Origin of the sequence: Pseudomonas edaphica (assembly GCF_965277385.1) — a bacterium.
In the GTDB taxonomy this organism is placed as follows: Bacteria; Pseudomonadota; Gammaproteobacteria; order Pseudomonadales; family Pseudomonadaceae; genus Aquipseudomonas; species Aquipseudomonas edaphica.
The window spans coordinates 4,613,272-4,627,965 of record NZ_OZ255725.1 but is presented as its reverse complement, the minus strand read 5'-3'; the positions used below and the strand labels follow the sequence as shown (position 1 = coordinate 4,627,965).

At 59.7% G+C, this 14,694-nt stretch carries 15 protein-coding genes; 5 read left to right on the top strand and 10 right to left on the bottom strand.

Features of this window, described 5'->3' with window-relative positions; translation table 11 throughout:
• Nucleotides 1-157: 157 nt before the first annotated feature.
• Nucleotides 158-1,018 (top strand): MurR/RpiR family transcriptional regulator, encoded by an 861-nt coding sequence (locus tag ACQY47_RS21035; protein WP_170039859.1) that lies wholly within the window; start codon nt 158-160, stop codon nt 1,016-1,018.
• Nucleotides 1,019-1,148: 130 nt separating this feature from the next.
• Here the strand turns inward: ACQY47_RS21035 and ACQY47_RS21030 are convergent, their stop codons facing one another.
• The 10 genes from ACQY47_RS21030 to ACQY47_RS20985 all read right to left on the bottom strand — a co-directional run bounded on the left by ACQY47_RS21030 (nt 1,149) and on the right by ACQY47_RS20985 (nt 12,412).
• The gene (locus ACQY47_RS21030; RefSeq protein ID WP_017139187.1) at nt 1,149-1,994 is read right to left on the bottom strand and encodes a D-hexose-6-phosphate mutarotase; all 846 of its coding nucleotides are present in this window, start codon (nt 1,992-1,994) and stop codon (nt 1,149-1,151) included.
• Between the two features lie 218 nt (nt 1,995-2,212).
• On the bottom strand, nt 2,213-3,559 hold the full coding sequence (locus tag ACQY47_RS21025) for a carbohydrate porin (protein ID WP_017139186.1): 1,347 nt from the start codon (nt 3,557-3,559) through the stop codon (nt 2,213-2,215).
• 86 nt (nt 3,560-3,645) lie between these two features.
• Entirely contained in the window at nt 3,646-4,806 is a 1,161-nt protein-coding gene (locus ACQY47_RS21020) for an ABC transporter ATP-binding protein (protein WP_017139185.1), read from the bottom strand.
• A gap of 2 nt (nt 4,807-4,808) precedes the next feature.
• Nucleotides 4,809-5,654 carry a carbohydrate ABC transporter permease gene (locus ACQY47_RS21015; RefSeq protein WP_017139184.1) on the bottom strand — a complete coding sequence of 282 codons (846 nt, stop codon included), beginning with the start codon at nt 5,652-5,654 and terminating at the stop codon, nt 4,809-4,811.
• Complete coding sequence (locus tag ACQY47_RS21010) at nt 5,647-6,555, bottom strand: carbohydrate ABC transporter permease (RefSeq protein ID WP_017139183.1); 909 nt, start codon at nt 6,553-6,555, stop codon at nt 5,647-5,649. The genes ACQY47_RS21015 and ACQY47_RS21010 overlap by 8 nt, the downstream gene beginning before the upstream one ends.
• 101 nt (nt 6,556-6,656) lie before the next feature.
• Nucleotides 6,657-7,943, bottom strand: coding sequence for an ABC transporter substrate-binding protein (locus ACQY47_RS21005; RefSeq protein ID WP_428551522.1), 1,287 nt, complete (start codon nt 7,941-7,943; stop codon nt 6,657-6,659).
• A gap of 104 nt (nt 7,944-8,047) precedes the next feature.
• Nucleotides 8,048-9,307: an AGE family epimerase/isomerase gene (locus tag ACQY47_RS21000; RefSeq protein ID WP_428551519.1), complete on the bottom strand. Its 1,260-nt coding sequence runs from the start codon at nt 9,305-9,307 to the stop codon at nt 8,048-8,050.
• 159 nt (nt 9,308-9,466) lie between these two features.
• A complete protein-coding gene (locus ACQY47_RS20995) occupies nt 9,467-10,291 on the bottom strand; it encodes an ATPase (protein WP_428551516.1) in 825 nt (274 codons plus the stop codon).
• 127 nt (nt 10,292-10,418) lie between these two features.
• Nucleotides 10,419-11,417, bottom strand: a complete 999-nt coding sequence (locus ACQY47_RS20990; RefSeq protein WP_099550447.1) for an NAD-dependent epimerase/dehydratase family protein — start codon at nt 11,415-11,417, stop codon at nt 10,419-10,421.
• Between the two features lie 98 nt (nt 11,418-11,515).
• Complete coding sequence (locus tag ACQY47_RS20985) at nt 11,516-12,412, bottom strand: LysR family transcriptional regulator ArgP (RefSeq protein ID WP_428551512.1); 897 nt, start codon at nt 12,410-12,412, stop codon at nt 11,516-11,518.
• A gap of 99 nt (nt 12,413-12,511) precedes the next feature.
• On the opposite strand from ACQY47_RS20985, the gene ACQY47_RS20980 reads away from it, so the two are divergent.
• From ACQY47_RS20980 to ACQY47_RS20965, 4 genes are all read left to right on the top strand, one after another.
• Nucleotides 12,512-12,913: an ACT domain-containing protein gene (locus ACQY47_RS20980; protein ID WP_428551509.1), complete on the top strand. Its 402-nt coding sequence runs from the start codon at nt 12,512-12,514 to the stop codon at nt 12,911-12,913.
• Between the two features lie 5 nt (nt 12,914-12,918).
• Nucleotides 12,919-13,521, top strand: a complete 603-nt coding sequence (locus ACQY47_RS20975; protein WP_026013850.1) for a LysE/ArgO family amino acid transporter — start codon at nt 12,919-12,921, stop codon at nt 13,519-13,521.
• Nucleotides 13,522-13,696: 175 nt separating this feature from the next.
• The gene (locus tag ACQY47_RS20970; protein ID WP_003212997.1) at nt 13,697-14,293 is read left to right on the top strand and encodes a superoxide dismutase; all 597 of its coding nucleotides are present in this window, start codon (nt 13,697-13,699) and stop codon (nt 14,291-14,293) included.
• A gap of 159 nt (nt 14,294-14,452) precedes the next feature.
• Nucleotides 14,453-14,680, top strand: a complete 228-nt coding sequence (locus ACQY47_RS20965) for a hypothetical protein (protein ID WP_428551504.1) — start codon at nt 14,453-14,455, stop codon at nt 14,678-14,680.
• Nucleotides 14,681-14,694 lie beyond the last annotated feature (14 nt).

The following is a 14,694-nucleotide window of genomic DNA, read 5'->3' as shown; positions in this document are numbered from 1 at the left end:
AAATGTAGTAATAACCACAACATTTTCCCGAAATACGCATTCCGAGTGGTGGTGTTCAGCTACCCTCAGTAGGATAGGCCACCGCAAAGGGCCACTCGTCGATGGGTTACCGCCCTTTATTTGCATCGTCGCCCGAAGGAAAGACTGAATGGACCGCGTGCGAAATCTTCTGGAACAGATCCGGAACCGCCTCGAAGAATTGAACAAGGCCGAGAAAAAAGTCGCCGAGGTCATCCTGCTGAACCCTCAGCAGGCGACCCGCTTCTCGATCGCCGCCCTCGCCCAAGCCGCTTCGGTCAGTGAACCGACGGTCAACCGTTTCTGCCGTTCGTTCGGCGTCAGCGGTTACCCTGAACTTAAATTGCAGCTGGCGCAAAGTCTGGCCAGTGGTGCGGCCTATGTCAGCCGCGCCGTGGAGGCCGATGATAACCCTGAGGCCTACACCCAGAAGATCTTTGGCAGCGCCATTGCCTCCCTGGACAGTGCCTGCCAGGCCCTCGACCCGGCACTGATCAGCAAGGCCGTGGACCTGTTGATCCAGGCGCGGCAGATCCACTTCTTCGGCCTCGGCGCTTCGGCACCGGTGGCCATGGATGCGCTGCACAAGTTCTTCCGTTTCAACCTGGCCGTGACTGCCCATGCCGACGTGCTGATGCAGCGCATGATCGCGTCTGTGGCGCACACCGGCGAGCTGTTTGTGATCATTTCCTACACCGGGCGCACCCGCGAGTTGGTGGAAGTGGCGCGTATCGCCCGCGAAAACGGTGCGTCGGTACTGGGCGTGACTGCCGAGAACTCGCCCTTGGCCAAGGCCAGTACGGTGAGCTTGAACATTCCATTGCCGGAAGACACTGACATCTACATGCCGATGACGTCGCGGATCATTCAGTTAACGGTGCTGGACGTGCTGGCAACCGGCATGACCTTGCGCCGCGGGGTGGATTTCCAGCCGCATCTGCGCAAGATCAAAGAGAGCTTGAATGACAGCCGGTATCCGGTGGGGGATGAGTTTAACTAGCAGCAATCTCCACCAGCAGTACCGACCCTATCGCAGGCAAGCCAGCTCCCACAGTGGACCGAGCTGCCCATTTGGAATGCATTCCCCTGTGGGAGCTGGCTTGCCTGCGATAGCGCCATAAGCTCCACCACTAAACCCCGGCCCGCGCCTGCAAACTCAGGTGCGCCCGCTCCCCCGGCGCCAGACTGGCTGCCGCCATCGCCGACTCCACACACACAAACCCCGACGCCTCGTTAAAGCTCACGCCCAACAACGGCCGGCTGCCTGGATGCCACACCACGGTGTCAGCGCTGTCGCCGGTGTCGATGCACAGCTCACGTTGCCAGGCGTGGTCTTTGAGCTGCAGTTCACCCTCATGCTGGAACACCCGCTGGCATCCACCATCCACCCTTAGCTCGCCTTCCTGCTGGCAAACCTGGCGACTGAGCTGGTCATAACCTTGCGCGCCATCAAGCCCAGACAGCGCTATCTCGTCGACGTGACCAATACGCCAGTAAGCGTGCAACGCATGGCTCAACTGGCACGGCAATTCGTCCTGGTGCTCGGTGCTCAAGCGCAACTCAAGGGTTTCGCCCAGGTGCGCGTGCAGGTCGACCTGCCAGTCGCACAGCTGCAATTGCCAGTGCAGGCGCACACCGTCGTCGTCGGTGCTGCTGTCGAGCAGTTTCCAGTCGATCAGCCGCGCCCAGCCATGGGACGGCCAGGCGTTTTCGCTCGGATGGCGCCCATACCAGGGCCAGCACACCGGCACGCCACCCCGGATGGCGCCGACTTGTGGCCACTTGGCTGCGCACCACAGCCAGGGTTTCTGGCCTGTGGGCTGAAAGTGCAGCAATTGCGCCCCCTGGCGGCTGAACACCGCCTGGCACAGCGGATGGTCGATCACCAATACATCGCGCATCTGAAAGCGCTCCCAGGCGAACACCGGTTGTTCACGCAGGGATTTGAAAAAGCGTTGCAGCGGATGCTCATGCATGTGCCACGGTCCTGGAGTTCATGGTTGCTCAAGCTTGGTTACCCTGTGGGAGCTGGCTTGCCTGCGATGGCATCGCCTCGGCCATCCAGGCAGACCGCGTCGTTTGCATCGCAGGCAAGCCAGCTCCCACATGGGTAGTGCAGCGCGCCCCAAAAAAAGCGGGTAGCCATGGCTACCCGCAAAATGCGCACAGAGAGAAGGAGCTTATCGCAACAGCGTTAGAACGTAGACTGAATTTTCAGGCCCGCTACCAACGCGTTGTCGACTTTATCGACGCCACCTGGGTGGGTAACGTATTGCAGGTTAGGACGCACGGTCAGCCAGTTGGTGACGTGGAAGCCGTAGTTGATTTCAGTGTTGTACTCGGTGTCACGCAGCGGCGCGTAGCCCACCTGATCGTAGTCGGTGAAACCACCGGCTGCGTTCAGCAACTCTGCGTTTTTCCTCACGTCCTGGTTGACATGGATGCGGGAGAAACCGATACCGACGTCATCTTTTGGACGCGCATCGAACGGGCCTTTGTAGACCAGCATCAACGACTGATAGTTGTCGACGAGGTTGGTGTCCTTGTCGTGGAAGGTGGCGTTGGCCGCGATGTTCAGGCCGCGCGACGCGTCGCCGTTATGGGTGGTAAGTTGCTGCTGCACAACGCCCCAATAGCCGCTTTTGCTGCTACGGGTACGGTAAGCCAAGCCTGAGGTGGCGGCATCGTTGCCGTTAACGTCTTCACGTACGTCGCTGGCATCCGCGGCGCTCTTGTAGTAACCCACGCGGTATTCGCCCGGCAGGCCATTGACCTTCGGCGACCAGACCAACTCCACCGGAATCACGGTGCCCTTGGTGCCGCTGCCGCTGAGTTTGAAGCCATTGCCGTGCTCAAGCTGCGACGGGTTCTGGTTGTACGCACCGATCTGCGCATACAGCTCAGGCGTGATGTTGTACTTCACGCGGATAGCGGCCTGGGCGACCGGCCAGTTGTACCAGGTGTTTACATAGTTACCCACCTGCGAGCCACAGAACGACAGGTTCTGGAAGTCGCATGGGAAGGTGTTGAAGTCTTCGCCTTCACCGAAGTAACCGAGTTTCACGTCCAGCTTGTTATCGAACATCTGGTGCTGAATCCAGAACTGGGTCAGACGCACCATGTGGCCACGACCATAGACTTCCATCGACGAACTCAGCGTGCCGGCACGCGGGTCACCGATACGGTCGTTGGAGATGTTTTGGCCATTACGGTTGGTCAACTGGATCTTGGCCTGGGTGTTGTCCCAGCCCCACAGCTTTTGCAGATCGAGCGCTACGCCCAACCCGAACTGGTCGGAGTAACGGCCGGTCTTGTCGTCGTTATAGCCGCCGTGCAGGTTGGCGCCCATTTCCCCTACGTAGTCAGCCTTGATGTCGATACCTTGCTCGATCAGCTTGGTACGCTCGCCACCCCAATCGCCGGTCATCCACTTGGAATCGGCGCTGAATGCATCGGCCGCCATCGCATTGGCGGACAATACCAGGGCTGCTGCTGCTGACAGTTGGCAGATCAGCCGAGTGTTGTTGTGTTGCTTTTTCATCCCTACATCCTCGTCTTTATTGTTATTTAACTGTTTTTATCTAACGCGGGTTACTTTTTTTTAACCAAAACAACAAGTTATCTGCTTCAGCGGCCTTTGAATTGGGCCACGTTGTCGGCATGCCCGTGTGCAGGCAATGAGGCAGCAGTGCCCAAGCGTTCTCCGGTTTTGGCGTCGAACAGCAATACCTTGGCCGGGTCGAATTGCAGGGTCAGGGTCTCACCGACCTGCGGTGCAACGTCCGGCGCGAGGCGGCAGCAGACTTTGGTGTCGTTGAGTTGCACAAACACCAACGTGTCCGGACCGGTTGGCTCAGTGACCTGGACTTCGGCACGAATGCTCGACGACCCATTCGCTTCACCCGTGGCCAGAACAATTTGCTCCGGGCGCAGACCCAGGATCACATCGCGATCTTCAAGCCCAGCATCACTCATACCCAGCGGCAGCTCGCAACGGGCCTGGCCGCTGTCGAGCAGTGCCACCAGGCGACCGTCCTTGCGTTGCAGGCGCAAAGGTATGAAGTTCATTGGAGGTGAACCGATAAAGCTTGCCACAAACAGGTTGGCCGGGTCGTTATAGATTTCTTTCGGCGTGCCAAATTGTTGAATGATGCCGTCTTTCATCACCGCCACTTTATCGCCCAGGGTCATTGCTTCGATCTGGTCGTGGGTGACGTACACGGTGGTGGTTTTCAGGCGCTGGTGCATCAGTTTCATTTCGGTGCGCATCTCGACACGCAGCTTGGCGTCGAGGTTGGACAGCGGTTCGTCGAACAGGTAGATCTTCGGCCGACGTGCCAGGGCGCGGCCCATGGCCACACGCTGTTGCTGGCCACCGGACAACTGACCTGGCTTGCGGTTAAGCAGGTGCTCGATCTGCAGCAGCTTGGCCACACGCGCCACTTCGGCGTCGATATCCGCCTGGGGCATCTTGCGGATCTTGAGGCCGAACTCGATGTTCTCGCGCACGCTCATGGTCGGGTACAGCGCGTAGGACTGAAACACCATGGCGATGTCACGGTCCTTGGGGCTCATGCCGCTCACGTCCTGGTCGCCGATCATGATCGCGCCGCCGGTGATGGTCTCAAGGCCGGCGATGCAGTTCATCAGCGTGGATTTACCGCACCCCGAAGGGCCGACCAGAATCAGGAACTCACCCTCTTTGATCGACAGTTCGATGTTCTTCAAGGTGTCGGGCAGGCCGGCGCCATAGGTCTTGTTTACATTGCGAAGTTCGAGCGTAGCCATGATTACCCCTTGACCGCGCCGGCCGTGAGGCCGCGCACGAAATACTTGCCTGCGATCACATAGACCAGCAGGGTCGGCAGCCCGGCGATCATCGCCGCCGCCATATCCACGTTATATTCCTTGGCCCCGGTGCTGGTGTTGACCAGGTTGTTCAGCGCCACCGTAATGGGCTGCGAGTCGCCGCTGGAGAACACCACGCCAAACAGGAAGTCGTTCCAGATCTGGGTGAACTGCCAGATCAGGCAGACCATGATGATCGGCGTCGACATCGGCAGAATGATCAGCCGGAAGATGGTGAAGAAACCTGCACCGTCCAGTCGCGCCGCCTTGATCAGAGCATCTGGAATGCTCACGTAGTAATTACGGAAGAACAGCGTAGTAAACGCCAACCCGTAGACCACGTGCACAAACACCAGGCCCGTGGTGGTACTGGCCAGGCCCATCTTGCCGAGGGTGAACGAGGCCGGCAGCAGCACGGTCTGGAACGGCAGGAAGCAGCCAAACAGCAGCAAGCCGAAGAACAGCTGCGAGCCTTTGAAGCGCCAGAACGACAGCACGTAGCCGTTCAACGCACCGATGGCGGTGGAGATCAGTACCGCCGGGACGGTGATCTTGATCGAGTTCCAGAAGTAACCGTCAACGGTGGCCCAGGCCTTGACCCAGCCGATGCCGGTCACGACGGTCGGCCAGCTCAGCAGGTTGCCGGTACTGATGTCTTCGGGGGTTTTGAAGCTGGTCAGCAGCATCACCACCAGCGGCACCAGATACAGCAGCACGGCGAGGATCAGCACCGCGTAGATCGCGATGCGACTCAGGCTGATGGCAGGTTTGGAGGCGAGACTAGTCATTGCGCTTGGTCCTCAGCTCGGAATACAGGTAAGGCACGATGATCGCGAGGATCGCGCCGAGCATCAGGATTGCACTGGCCGAGCCCATGCCCATCTGGCCACGGCTGAAGGTGAACGAGTACATGAACATCGCAGGCAGGTCGGACGAGTAGCCCGGGCCGCCGGCGGTCATGGCCGCTACCAGGTCGAAGCTCTTGATCGCGATGTGCGCGAGGATCATCACCGCACTGAAGAACACCGGGCGCAGGCTTGGCAGCACCACACTCCAGTAGATGCGCGGCAGGCTGGCGCCATCGATTTGCGCGGCGCGCACGATCGACTGATCAACGCCACGCAGACCGGCCAGGAACATCGCCATGATGAAGCCCGAGGCTTGCCACACGGCGGCAATCACCAGGCAATACACCACGCGGTCGGGGTCGATCAGCCAGTCGAGACGGAAGCCTTCCCAGCCCCAGTCACGCAGAAGTTTGTCCAGGCCCATGCCCGGGTTGAGCAGCCATTTCCAGGCCGTACCCGTCACGATCATCGAGAGCGCCATCGGGTACAGGTAAATGGTGCGGATAAAGCCTTCGCGGCGGATTTTCTGGTCGAGGAAAATCGCCAGTGTCACGCCGATCACCAAGGTGATGCCGATAAACATCCCGCCGAACAGCGCCAGGTTCTTGCTCGCCACCCACCAACGGTCGTTGTCGAACAACCGCGCGTATTGTGCAAGACCAGCCCATTTGTAGCTGGGCAGGAACGTGGACGTGGTGAACGACAGCACGAATGTCCACAGGATGTAGCCGTAGAAGCCCACCAGCACGATGAACATGCTCGGCGCCAGCACCAGCTTAGGGAGCCAGCGCTGCAGCGCATCGAACGGCGAGGCCTTGCTGAACACAGCAACAGAACTCATGGGAAAATCCAATAGAAGGATAAAGGCAGCTGCAAGTTACAAGCTACAAGTGGCAACACAGGCAACACACCACTTGCAGCTGTTAACTTGCAGCTTGCAGCTTATTTGGCAGACTTGATCGCAGCGCCGAGTTTCTTGGCGGTGTCGGCCGGGTCGGCTTTCGGGTCGTTGATGTAGTTGGTCACGACATCAAAGAACGCACCTTGTACCGCCAGGGTAGTGGCCATGTTGTGGGCCATACTTGGCTGCAGGCCACCGGTCTTGGCGTCCGCCAGGAAGTCTTTGGCAGCGGTCTGGGCGCAGGAGTCGAAACCGAGCTTGTCCATTTCATTGAGCATGTCGGTACGAACCGGGATCGAGCCTTTGTTGATGCTGAAGACTTTCTGGAAGTTTTCACCCAGTACCACTTTGGCGATGTCCTTCTGACCTTCCTGAGTGCCCTTGTCTTTAACTTTGAACACCGCCAGGGAGTCGATGTTGTAGGTAAAGGCTTTGTCGGTGCCCGGGAAGGCTACGCACTCGTAGTCTTTGCCGGCGACTTTCTTGGCGGCAGTCCACTCGGACTTGGCCCAGTCACCCATGATCTGCATGCCGGCCTTGCCGTTGATGACTTTGCCGGCTTCCAGGTTCCAGTCCTGGCCTTTGCCGTCGACGTCCATATAGGTCGCGACCTTTTTAAGCTCAGTCAGGACCTTGACCATTTGCGGGCCGGTCAGCGCGTCGTTATCCAGGTCAACCAGGGCTTTCTTGTAGCCGTCGGCACCCATCACCGACAGTACGACCGCTTCAAATACGGTGCTGTCCTGCCAAGGCTGGCCACCGTGGGCGAGCGGGATGAAGCCTGCGGCCTTGAGCTTGTCGCCGGCTGCGTAGAATTCTTCGAGGGTGGTCGGGTTCTTGGTGATACCGGCTTTCTTGAAGACTTCCGGGTTGATCCACAGCCAGTTTACGCGGTGAATGTTGACCGGTACGGCAACGTAGTTACCTTCGTACTTCACGGTATCGGAGACTTTCTTGTCGAGCAGCGAGTCCCACTTTTCTTCTTTGGCGACGTCTTTAAGCACGTCGGTGTCGAGCAAGCCAGTGGACGCCCATTCCTGAATGTCCGGGCCTTTGATCTGGGCAACGCCTGGCGGGTTGCCAGCGACTGCGCGGCTTTTCAGCACAGTCATTGCAGTGGCGCCACCGCCACCGGCTACGGCGCCGTCTTTCCAGACGAAGCCATCTTTCTCAACTTGAGCCTTCAGTACGTCTACTGCTGCTTTTTCACCGCCTGAGGTCCACCAATGCACAACTTCAACCGTCCCTTTCGAGTCGGCGGCAAATGCACTGAGGGGAAACAACGAGGCAATGGAAATAGCAACGGCGAGGCGATTAATCGCGTTCATCTGAATACCTTTTCTTGTTGTTATGCATGCAAGTCTAGAGCTTGCGCTGCACGGAGTTTAAACATGGATTTTTAGCGCGCAGGTAACAAAGGGACGCACAAATGTCACCACTTGGTGACATAACATCCTTGGCCCAATGCGCTGGTCATACTCGGTGACAAGGGTAGTACAGGCAGTACGACCGCTTGCCAGGCATGGTACAGGTCCGGCTTGCCACCCCAGATCTTGCTGCTGGGCTGGTTGTGCGGGCTGAGTTCGTGGTGCCAGCTGCCGTTGATACGGTCGATAAAGTGGCTTTCGCAGAACTCCCAAAAGCGCCGATACCAGGTTTCGTAATGCAGCTCGCCGGTGCGTTTGAGCAAAGCCTGGGCCGCCGCGCTGGCTTCGGCGTGGGTCCAGTGCAGGCGCTCGCGCACCACTGGCTGGTGCTTCCAGTCCAGGGTGTAGACGATGCCGGGAGCGCCGTCCACGGCCCAAGCGTATTCGCAGGCGCTGGCGAACAGGCCGCGGGCGTCGCTCACCAGCCAGTCCGGCGTGGCCAGCCCGGCTTGCAGGCGTGCGGCTTCCAGGTGCAGCACCAAACGTGCCCATTCGAAACCGTGGCCGGGGGTGATGCCATACGGGCGGAAGCCATCGGCAGGGTTGTCTTCGTTGTAGCCGAGCAAGGGTTGCCAGTGCGTGTCGAAATGCTCGATCACCATGAACTGGTTGCCGGCAGCGTGAGTGTGGATAACGCGCTCGACAATGCGCAGCGCGCGGTCCAGCCAGCGTGTTTCACCAGTGACATCGGCCAGTGCCAGGAAGGCTTCGGTGGCGTGCATGTTGCTGTTGGCGCCGCGATAGGCTTCGACGCCGCTCCAGTCCTGGGCGAAGGACTCGAGCATCACGCCCTCCTCCTCGCTCCAGAAGAACTGGTCGATGATATGCACGGCGTCGTTGAGCAGGTTCTGCGCACCGGGTGCGCCGGCCACTACGGCAGAGCTGGCAGCCAGGGCAACGAACGCGTGCAGGTAAGCGGCTTTGCCACGGTTGCCATCCAAGGCGTTGGGCGCGGCGAACCAGCCGCCGTGTTCGCTATCGCGCAAGGGGCCACTGAGGGCGGCAACGCCATGGGCAACCAGGTCGGCATAACCCGGCACCCCCATGGCATGGGCCATGGCAAAGCTGTGGGTCATGCGCGCCGTGTTCATGGTTTCGGCGTGGGCGTCGGCCGGCAGTTGGCCTGTATCGCCAAGGTTGCCGAAGCCGTCTGGCAGACGTGAGGCTTTGGCGAACGCCAGCAGGCGTTGGCCTTCGCTGGCGAGCCAGGCGTGATGGGCAGGTGCGTTCAGCCAACTGCTGGCAGGCAGTGGTTGCATGGTCATGGGTAGCCCTTTTTATTTTTTATGGGATGACCGGAGTCTAAACAAGGGCGAGACGAGGGCAAGTAACGAAGGGGAGGGGAAATGTCACCACCTGGTGACATTTGATCGCTCCCACGCAGAGCCCGTCGATCGTTCCCACGCGTGGGAACGATCATTGGGTTATTGGCCCAGTGGGGTGACCCGCGCTGGCGCGTTGAGCTGTTGGTTAAGGTTCTGCACCTGGCTCTGCAACGTGGTGATGTTGCGCGTGGTCTGGATGCGGAACACGTCAAACTCTTTATTGGTTGGCGCATCAGTATTGGCGGGCTGGTTCTCCTGCGCGCTTTTGAGCACCACCAGGTCCTGTTCCAGGCGGGCGATGGCCGCGCTCGGGTTGCCTTGCTTTTTAAGGGCCGCCACGTCGGCAGACAGATCCTTGACGTCACCCTGCGCCGCCTTAAGTGTGGCCACGGCATCGGTCAGCGCCTGCACCTGGCCTTGCAGCTTGGCATTCGCGTTCGACAGTTCGGTGGTGCTGGCGCTCATCTGTGCCAGGCGCTGGTCGAGCTCGGTCGCCTGCCCGGCCACGCCGACTTGCTGCTTGCCTTGCTCCAGCAATTGGGTTTCCAACTGCTTGATCTGCAACTTGAGGGCTTCGCTGCCGTTGTTCACGTTGGCCTCGCTGGCCACCACCTTGCCGGAAATGTCTTGCAGGCGCCCCGCCGCTTCTTCGCTGATGCGTGCAAAGCTTTCCTGGGTGGCGACCAACTGCTGGCCCATCAGGGAAATCTGCTGGAAGCTCCACCAGGCAAGCCCGGCGAAGGCGATCAGCAGCGCGCCGACCAAGGCCCACAGGGGGCCGGTGCTGGCGCTCTTGACCTTGACCACCTTGGTTGTGCGCGAGCGCACGGAGGTGGCGGGAGTCGGCTCGAAATCATCATCGTCCCCGATGTCAGCCCGCAGGCTGGGAACGTTGTCGAAATCGTCTTTGGCATCGTTACGCATGAATCAACCCTGAATCGGTGAGATGGCGACCGGAAAAGCCGAGCGAGCGGAGTATAAACCCCGTTGGCGCCGCATTGATCGACCCGGAAGCCTGAATTCGGTTCCCGATGTGTTGCTGGTTGTGAGCTTATTTCAGCCCCGGCTCCTGAGCTTTCCACCAACTGCAGAACTCATCGAGCGCCGTCCACAGGCTGACCTTGGGCTCGTAGTCGAGATAATGCCTGGCACGGCTGATGTCCAGGGTGAAATCTTTGTTCATGACCTGCATGCCCAGGCGCGACAACGACGGCTCCGGGCGGCCCGGCCACATTGCGCAGAATGCCTCGTTCAACGCCGCCACGCTGTAGGACAAACCGTACGACCGATACCGGGTGACCTGGGGCATGTCCATCTGGCGCATTACATAATTGACCACATCCCACACTGGCACCGGCGCGCCATTACTGATGTTGTAGGCCTTGCCCAACGCCGAGCCGGTGGCGAGCAAGCTGCTGAGCAGTGCCTCATTGAGGTTGTGCACACTGGTGAAGTCGACCTTGTTCAAACCATCACCGACGATAGCCAGGCGGTTCTTGCGCTGCATTTTAAGCAGGCGCGGGAAGATGCTCATGTCGCCGGCCCCGGTGACAAAACGCGGGCGCAGCGCAAGTACTTCGAGGCCGAACTCCTGGGCGCCAAACACCTTCTGCTCCGCCAGGTATTTGGTGGCGGCGTAGGGATGCTTGAAGCGCTTGGGCACTTGCTCCTCGGTCAGCCCCAGGTGGTCGCGGCCATCAAAGTAGATCGACGGCGACGACAAGTGCACCAGGCGCCCGACACGCTCCTTGAGGCAGGCCTCGACGACGTTTTCGGTGACCAGCACATTGCCCTGGTGGAAGTCCTGGTACTTGCCCCACAACCCGACGGCGCCGGCGCAATGCACCACGGCTTCGACATCGCGGCACAGCTCGCGCACCAGGTCGGCATCATTGAGATCACCCTGGATAAACTCGGCGCCGCGCCTTACCAGGTGCTCCACACCTTCGGCGCGCCGCCCGTTGACCCGCACGTCCAGGCCCTGCTCCAGGGCGAAACGCGCAAAACGCCCGCCGATGAAGCCGCTTGCGCCGGTGACCAGAATTTTCATGGTGTCTCCTACGGATACAGCTGCAAGCGCCAAGCCACAAGCTGCAAGTTAAATACGGTCTGCAAGCGTTTATCTTGCAGCTTGCAGCTTGACGCTTGTTACTGCTGATAGGGCACTAACCATTGGCCACAGGCCTGGGCCAAGTGATCGGTCAGCAGCCCCAACAATTGCCCACCACTGCGCCAATGATGCCAGTACAACGGCACGTCGATGGGCTTATCTGGCAACAACTCGACTAAAGCGCCGCTTTGCAACTGGTCGCGCACCTGTAATTCCGGCACCAGGCCCCAACCCAGTCCGGCTTCGGTCAGGCGAATAAAACCTTCGGAGGACGGGCACAAATGGTGCTCGAAACCGCCGTCCACGCCCAGCGATGCCAAGTAGCGGTGCTGCAGGAAATCGTCCGGGCCGAACACCAGCGCCGGCGTGCGTGCCAACTGATCGGCACGCACGCCCTCGGGAAAATGCCGCGTTATAAATGCAGGGCTGGCCAACGCACGGTAGCGCATGGCACCGAGCAACAGACTGCGCGCCCCGGCCACCGGGCGTTCGCTGGCGCAGATACAGGCCGCCACTTCACCGGCGCGCATGCGCTTGAGGCCCACGGTCTGGTCTTCCACCACCAGGTCCAGCAACAAATGCTGCTCGGCGCAAAAGTCGCTGACGGCCTCGGCCCACCAGGTGGCGAGGCTGTCGGCGTTCAAGGCGATGCGCAGGCGCTCTGGCATGCCCTCCTCGTCCAGCGCTGGCACCTGGCTTTGCAGGTCGCGCTCGAGTAAGCGCACCTGTTGCACATGGTTGAGCAAACGTCGCCCGATGTCGGTGGGTGTAGGTGGCGTGGCCCGCACCAGCACCGGTTGGCCAATACGCGCCTCCAGTAACTTGATGCGCTGGGAAATCGCTGACTGAGAAAGCCCCAGTACCTGCGCGCCACGCTCGAAGCCGGCCTGCTCCACCACCGCCGCCAGGGCGGAAAGCAATTTATAGTCGAACATCAGTTTCTCTAATGAGCGATCAGCAATATTGGTTTTTCTTATACAGCGTGGGCCGGGAGAATGACCAGCATTGCTTCTCTTTATTAAAGGAATCCACACATGGCTGGCGAAACCGCCCTGGCAACCCTGCTGCGCAGCATGAGCCCTCATCTAAACGAAGGCGACTACGTGTTCTGCACCCTGCCCGACTCAAGTATCCCGGCAGGTTGCGAGATCATCGGCAGCTTTCGCGAGCAGGAAGGTTTGACCCTGATTGTGGAGCGTGAGCAGGCGGAACACGCCGGGCTGGCCTTCGACTATGTGGCCGCCTGGATCACCCTGAATGTGCATTCGGCCCTTGAAGCCGTGGGCCTGACGGCGGCGTTCGCCAGTGCGCTGGGCAGCGCCGGTATCAGTTGCAACGTGATTGCCGGGTTTTATCACGACCACTTGTTCGTGGGCCGCGCCGATGCCGAGCGGGCCATGGATGTATTGCGCCAACTGGCAGCAAACGCGGAGTAATGGCTATGTGGCAAAGCTACGTAAACGGGCTGCTGGTGGCTCTCGGCCTGATCATGGCGATCGGCACCCAGAACGCGTTTGTATTGGCGCAAAGCCTGCGCCGTGAACATCACTTGCCGGTGGCGGCGCTGTGCATCGTGTGTGATGCAATTCTGGTCGCACTCGGGGTATTTGGCCTGGCTACCGTGCTGGCGCAAAACCCGCTGCTGCTGGCCGTTGCCCGCTGGGGTGGTGCGGCATTCCTGTTGTGGTACGGCACCCTGGCGTTGCGTCGAGCGTGTTCCCGACAAAGCCTGGAACAGGGGGCACACCTCAAGGTGCGTTCATTGCGCGCCGTGTTGCTCAGTGCCTTGGCAGTAACGCTGCTCAATCCCCATGTGTACCTGGACACCGTGCTGCTGATCGGCTCATTGGGCGCGCAACAAACCGAGCCCGGCGCCTATGTGGCCGGCGCTGCCAGCGCCTCGTTCCTGTGGTTCGCCACCCTGGCACTCGGCGCGGCGTGGTTGGCACCTTGGCTGGCGCGCCCGGCGACCTGGCGCCTGCTCGACCTTCTGGTCGCGGTGATGATGTTCAGCGTGGCCTACCAATTGATCAGTGCCGGATGAATATTCCAAAACGCTCTGGAACCTCTATCCCACACAGTTGTTGCGTGGTTTTGCCGCCCCCCCGGTGCTATGATCCGGACCCTGCGCCGCAAAGAGTACAAACTCCCCGGCGCTTGTTTGGCCGCCCGTGATCGGCCTTGCGCTCACCGCAACTGACCTGATTAGGAGAATCATCATGGCTTTCGAATTGCCGCCGCTGCCCTACGCACACGATGCCCTGCAGCCGCACATCTCCAAGGAAACCTTGGAGTACCACCACGACAAGCACCACAACACCTATGTCGTGAACCTGAACAACCTGGTGCCTGGCACCGAGTTCGAAGGCAAGACCCTGGAAGAAATCGTCAAGTCTTCTTCGGGCGGCATCTTCAACAACGCCGCTCAGGTCTGGAACCACACTTTCTACTGGAACTGCCTGGCGCCAAACGCCGGTGGCCAACCGACCGGCGCACTGGCTGAAGCCATCAACGCAGCCTTCGGTTCGTTCGACAAGTTCAAGGAAGAGTTCACCAAGACGTCCGTCGGCACCTTCGGTTCCGGTTGGGGCTGGCTGGTGAAAAAAGCTGACGGTTCCCTGGCCCTGGCCAGCACCATCGGCGCCGGCAACCCGCTGACCAGCGGCGACACCCCGCTGCTGACCTGCGACGTGTGGGAACACGCCTACTACATCGACTACCGCAACGTGCGTCCAAAATATGTGGAAGCGTTCTGGAACCTGGTCAACTGGAAGTTCGTGGCTGAGCAGTTCGAAGGCAAAACCTTTACTGCCTAAGCAACGTTTGCAGTAGAAAGAGCCCGGCAATTGCCGGGCTTTTTTGTGGCCGACGAAAACTGAACGTAATGCAGAATGTGTGGAACTCACCGAGAGGAACAGGCCACCCAGCATGCGAGAGAAATAACTCTCTCATTTTATCCTGTAGGAGAGTCCGCAATGGATCCGTTATCGATGGGTATGTCAGCTGTGTCTTCAGTGTTGCCACTCGCAGGCAAAGGCATGGACCTGGTGGGCAAGGGCATGGACTTGCTGGGCAAGCTGGTCAATTCAGCCAGTCAGGCCGCCGGCAAGGCGCAAGGCAAAATCGGCGGTGATGCTCACCAGCAGAACGATCATCAGATCACGTTCAATAACGTAAACCAAAATTCAATCAAAATTTCTTAAGCCCGCAACACTCG

Coding starts and splice junctions, on each gene's coding strand:
- ACQY47_RS21005 (WP_428551522.1), bottom strand. CDS start 7,943: ATGAACGCGATTAATCGCCTCGCCGTTGCTATTTCCATTGCCTCGTTG.
- ACQY47_RS21000 (WP_428551519.1), bottom strand. CDS start 9,307: ATGACCATGCAACCACTGCCTGCCAGCAGTTGGCTGAACGCACCTGCC.
- ACQY47_RS20985 (WP_428551512.1), bottom strand. CDS start 12,412: ATGTTCGACTATAAATTGCTTTCCGCCCTGGCGGCGGTGGTGGAGCAG.
- ACQY47_RS20990 (WP_099550447.1), bottom strand. CDS start 11,417: ATGAAAATTCTGGTCACCGGCGCAAGCGGCTTCATCGGCGGGCGTTTT.
- ACQY47_RS21020 (WP_017139185.1), bottom strand. CDS start 4,806: ATGGCTACGCTCGAACTTCGCAATGTAAACAAGACCTATGGCGCCGGC.
- ACQY47_RS21015 (WP_017139184.1), bottom strand. CDS start 5,654: ATGACTAGTCTCGCCTCCAAACCTGCCATCAGCCTGAGTCGCATCGCG.
- ACQY47_RS20980 (WP_428551509.1), top strand. CDS start 12,512: ATGGCTGGCGAAACCGCCCTGGCAACCCTGCTGCGCAGCATGAGCCCT.
- ACQY47_RS20975 (WP_026013850.1), top strand. CDS start 12,919: ATGTGGCAAAGCTACGTAAACGGGCTGCTGGTGGCTCTCGGCCTGATC.
- ACQY47_RS21010 (WP_017139183.1), bottom strand. CDS start 6,555: ATGAGTTCTGTTGCTGTGTTCAGCAAGGCCTCGCCGTTCGATGCGCTG.
- ACQY47_RS21025 (WP_017139186.1), bottom strand. CDS start 3,559: ATGAAAAAGCAACACAACAACACTCGGCTGATCTGCCAACTGTCAGCA.
- ACQY47_RS20995 (WP_428551516.1), bottom strand. CDS start 10,291: ATGCGTAACGATGCCAAAGACGATTTCGACAACGTTCCCAGCCTGCGG.
- ACQY47_RS20970 (WP_003212997.1), top strand. CDS start 13,697: ATGGCTTTCGAATTGCCGCCGCTGCCCTACGCACACGATGCCCTGCAG.
- ACQY47_RS21030 (WP_017139187.1), bottom strand. CDS start 1,994: ATGCATGAGCATCCGCTGCAACGCTTTTTCAAATCCCTGCGTGAACAA.
- ACQY47_RS20965 (WP_428551504.1), top strand. CDS start 14,453: ATGGATCCGTTATCGATGGGTATGTCAGCTGTGTCTTCAGTGTTGCCA.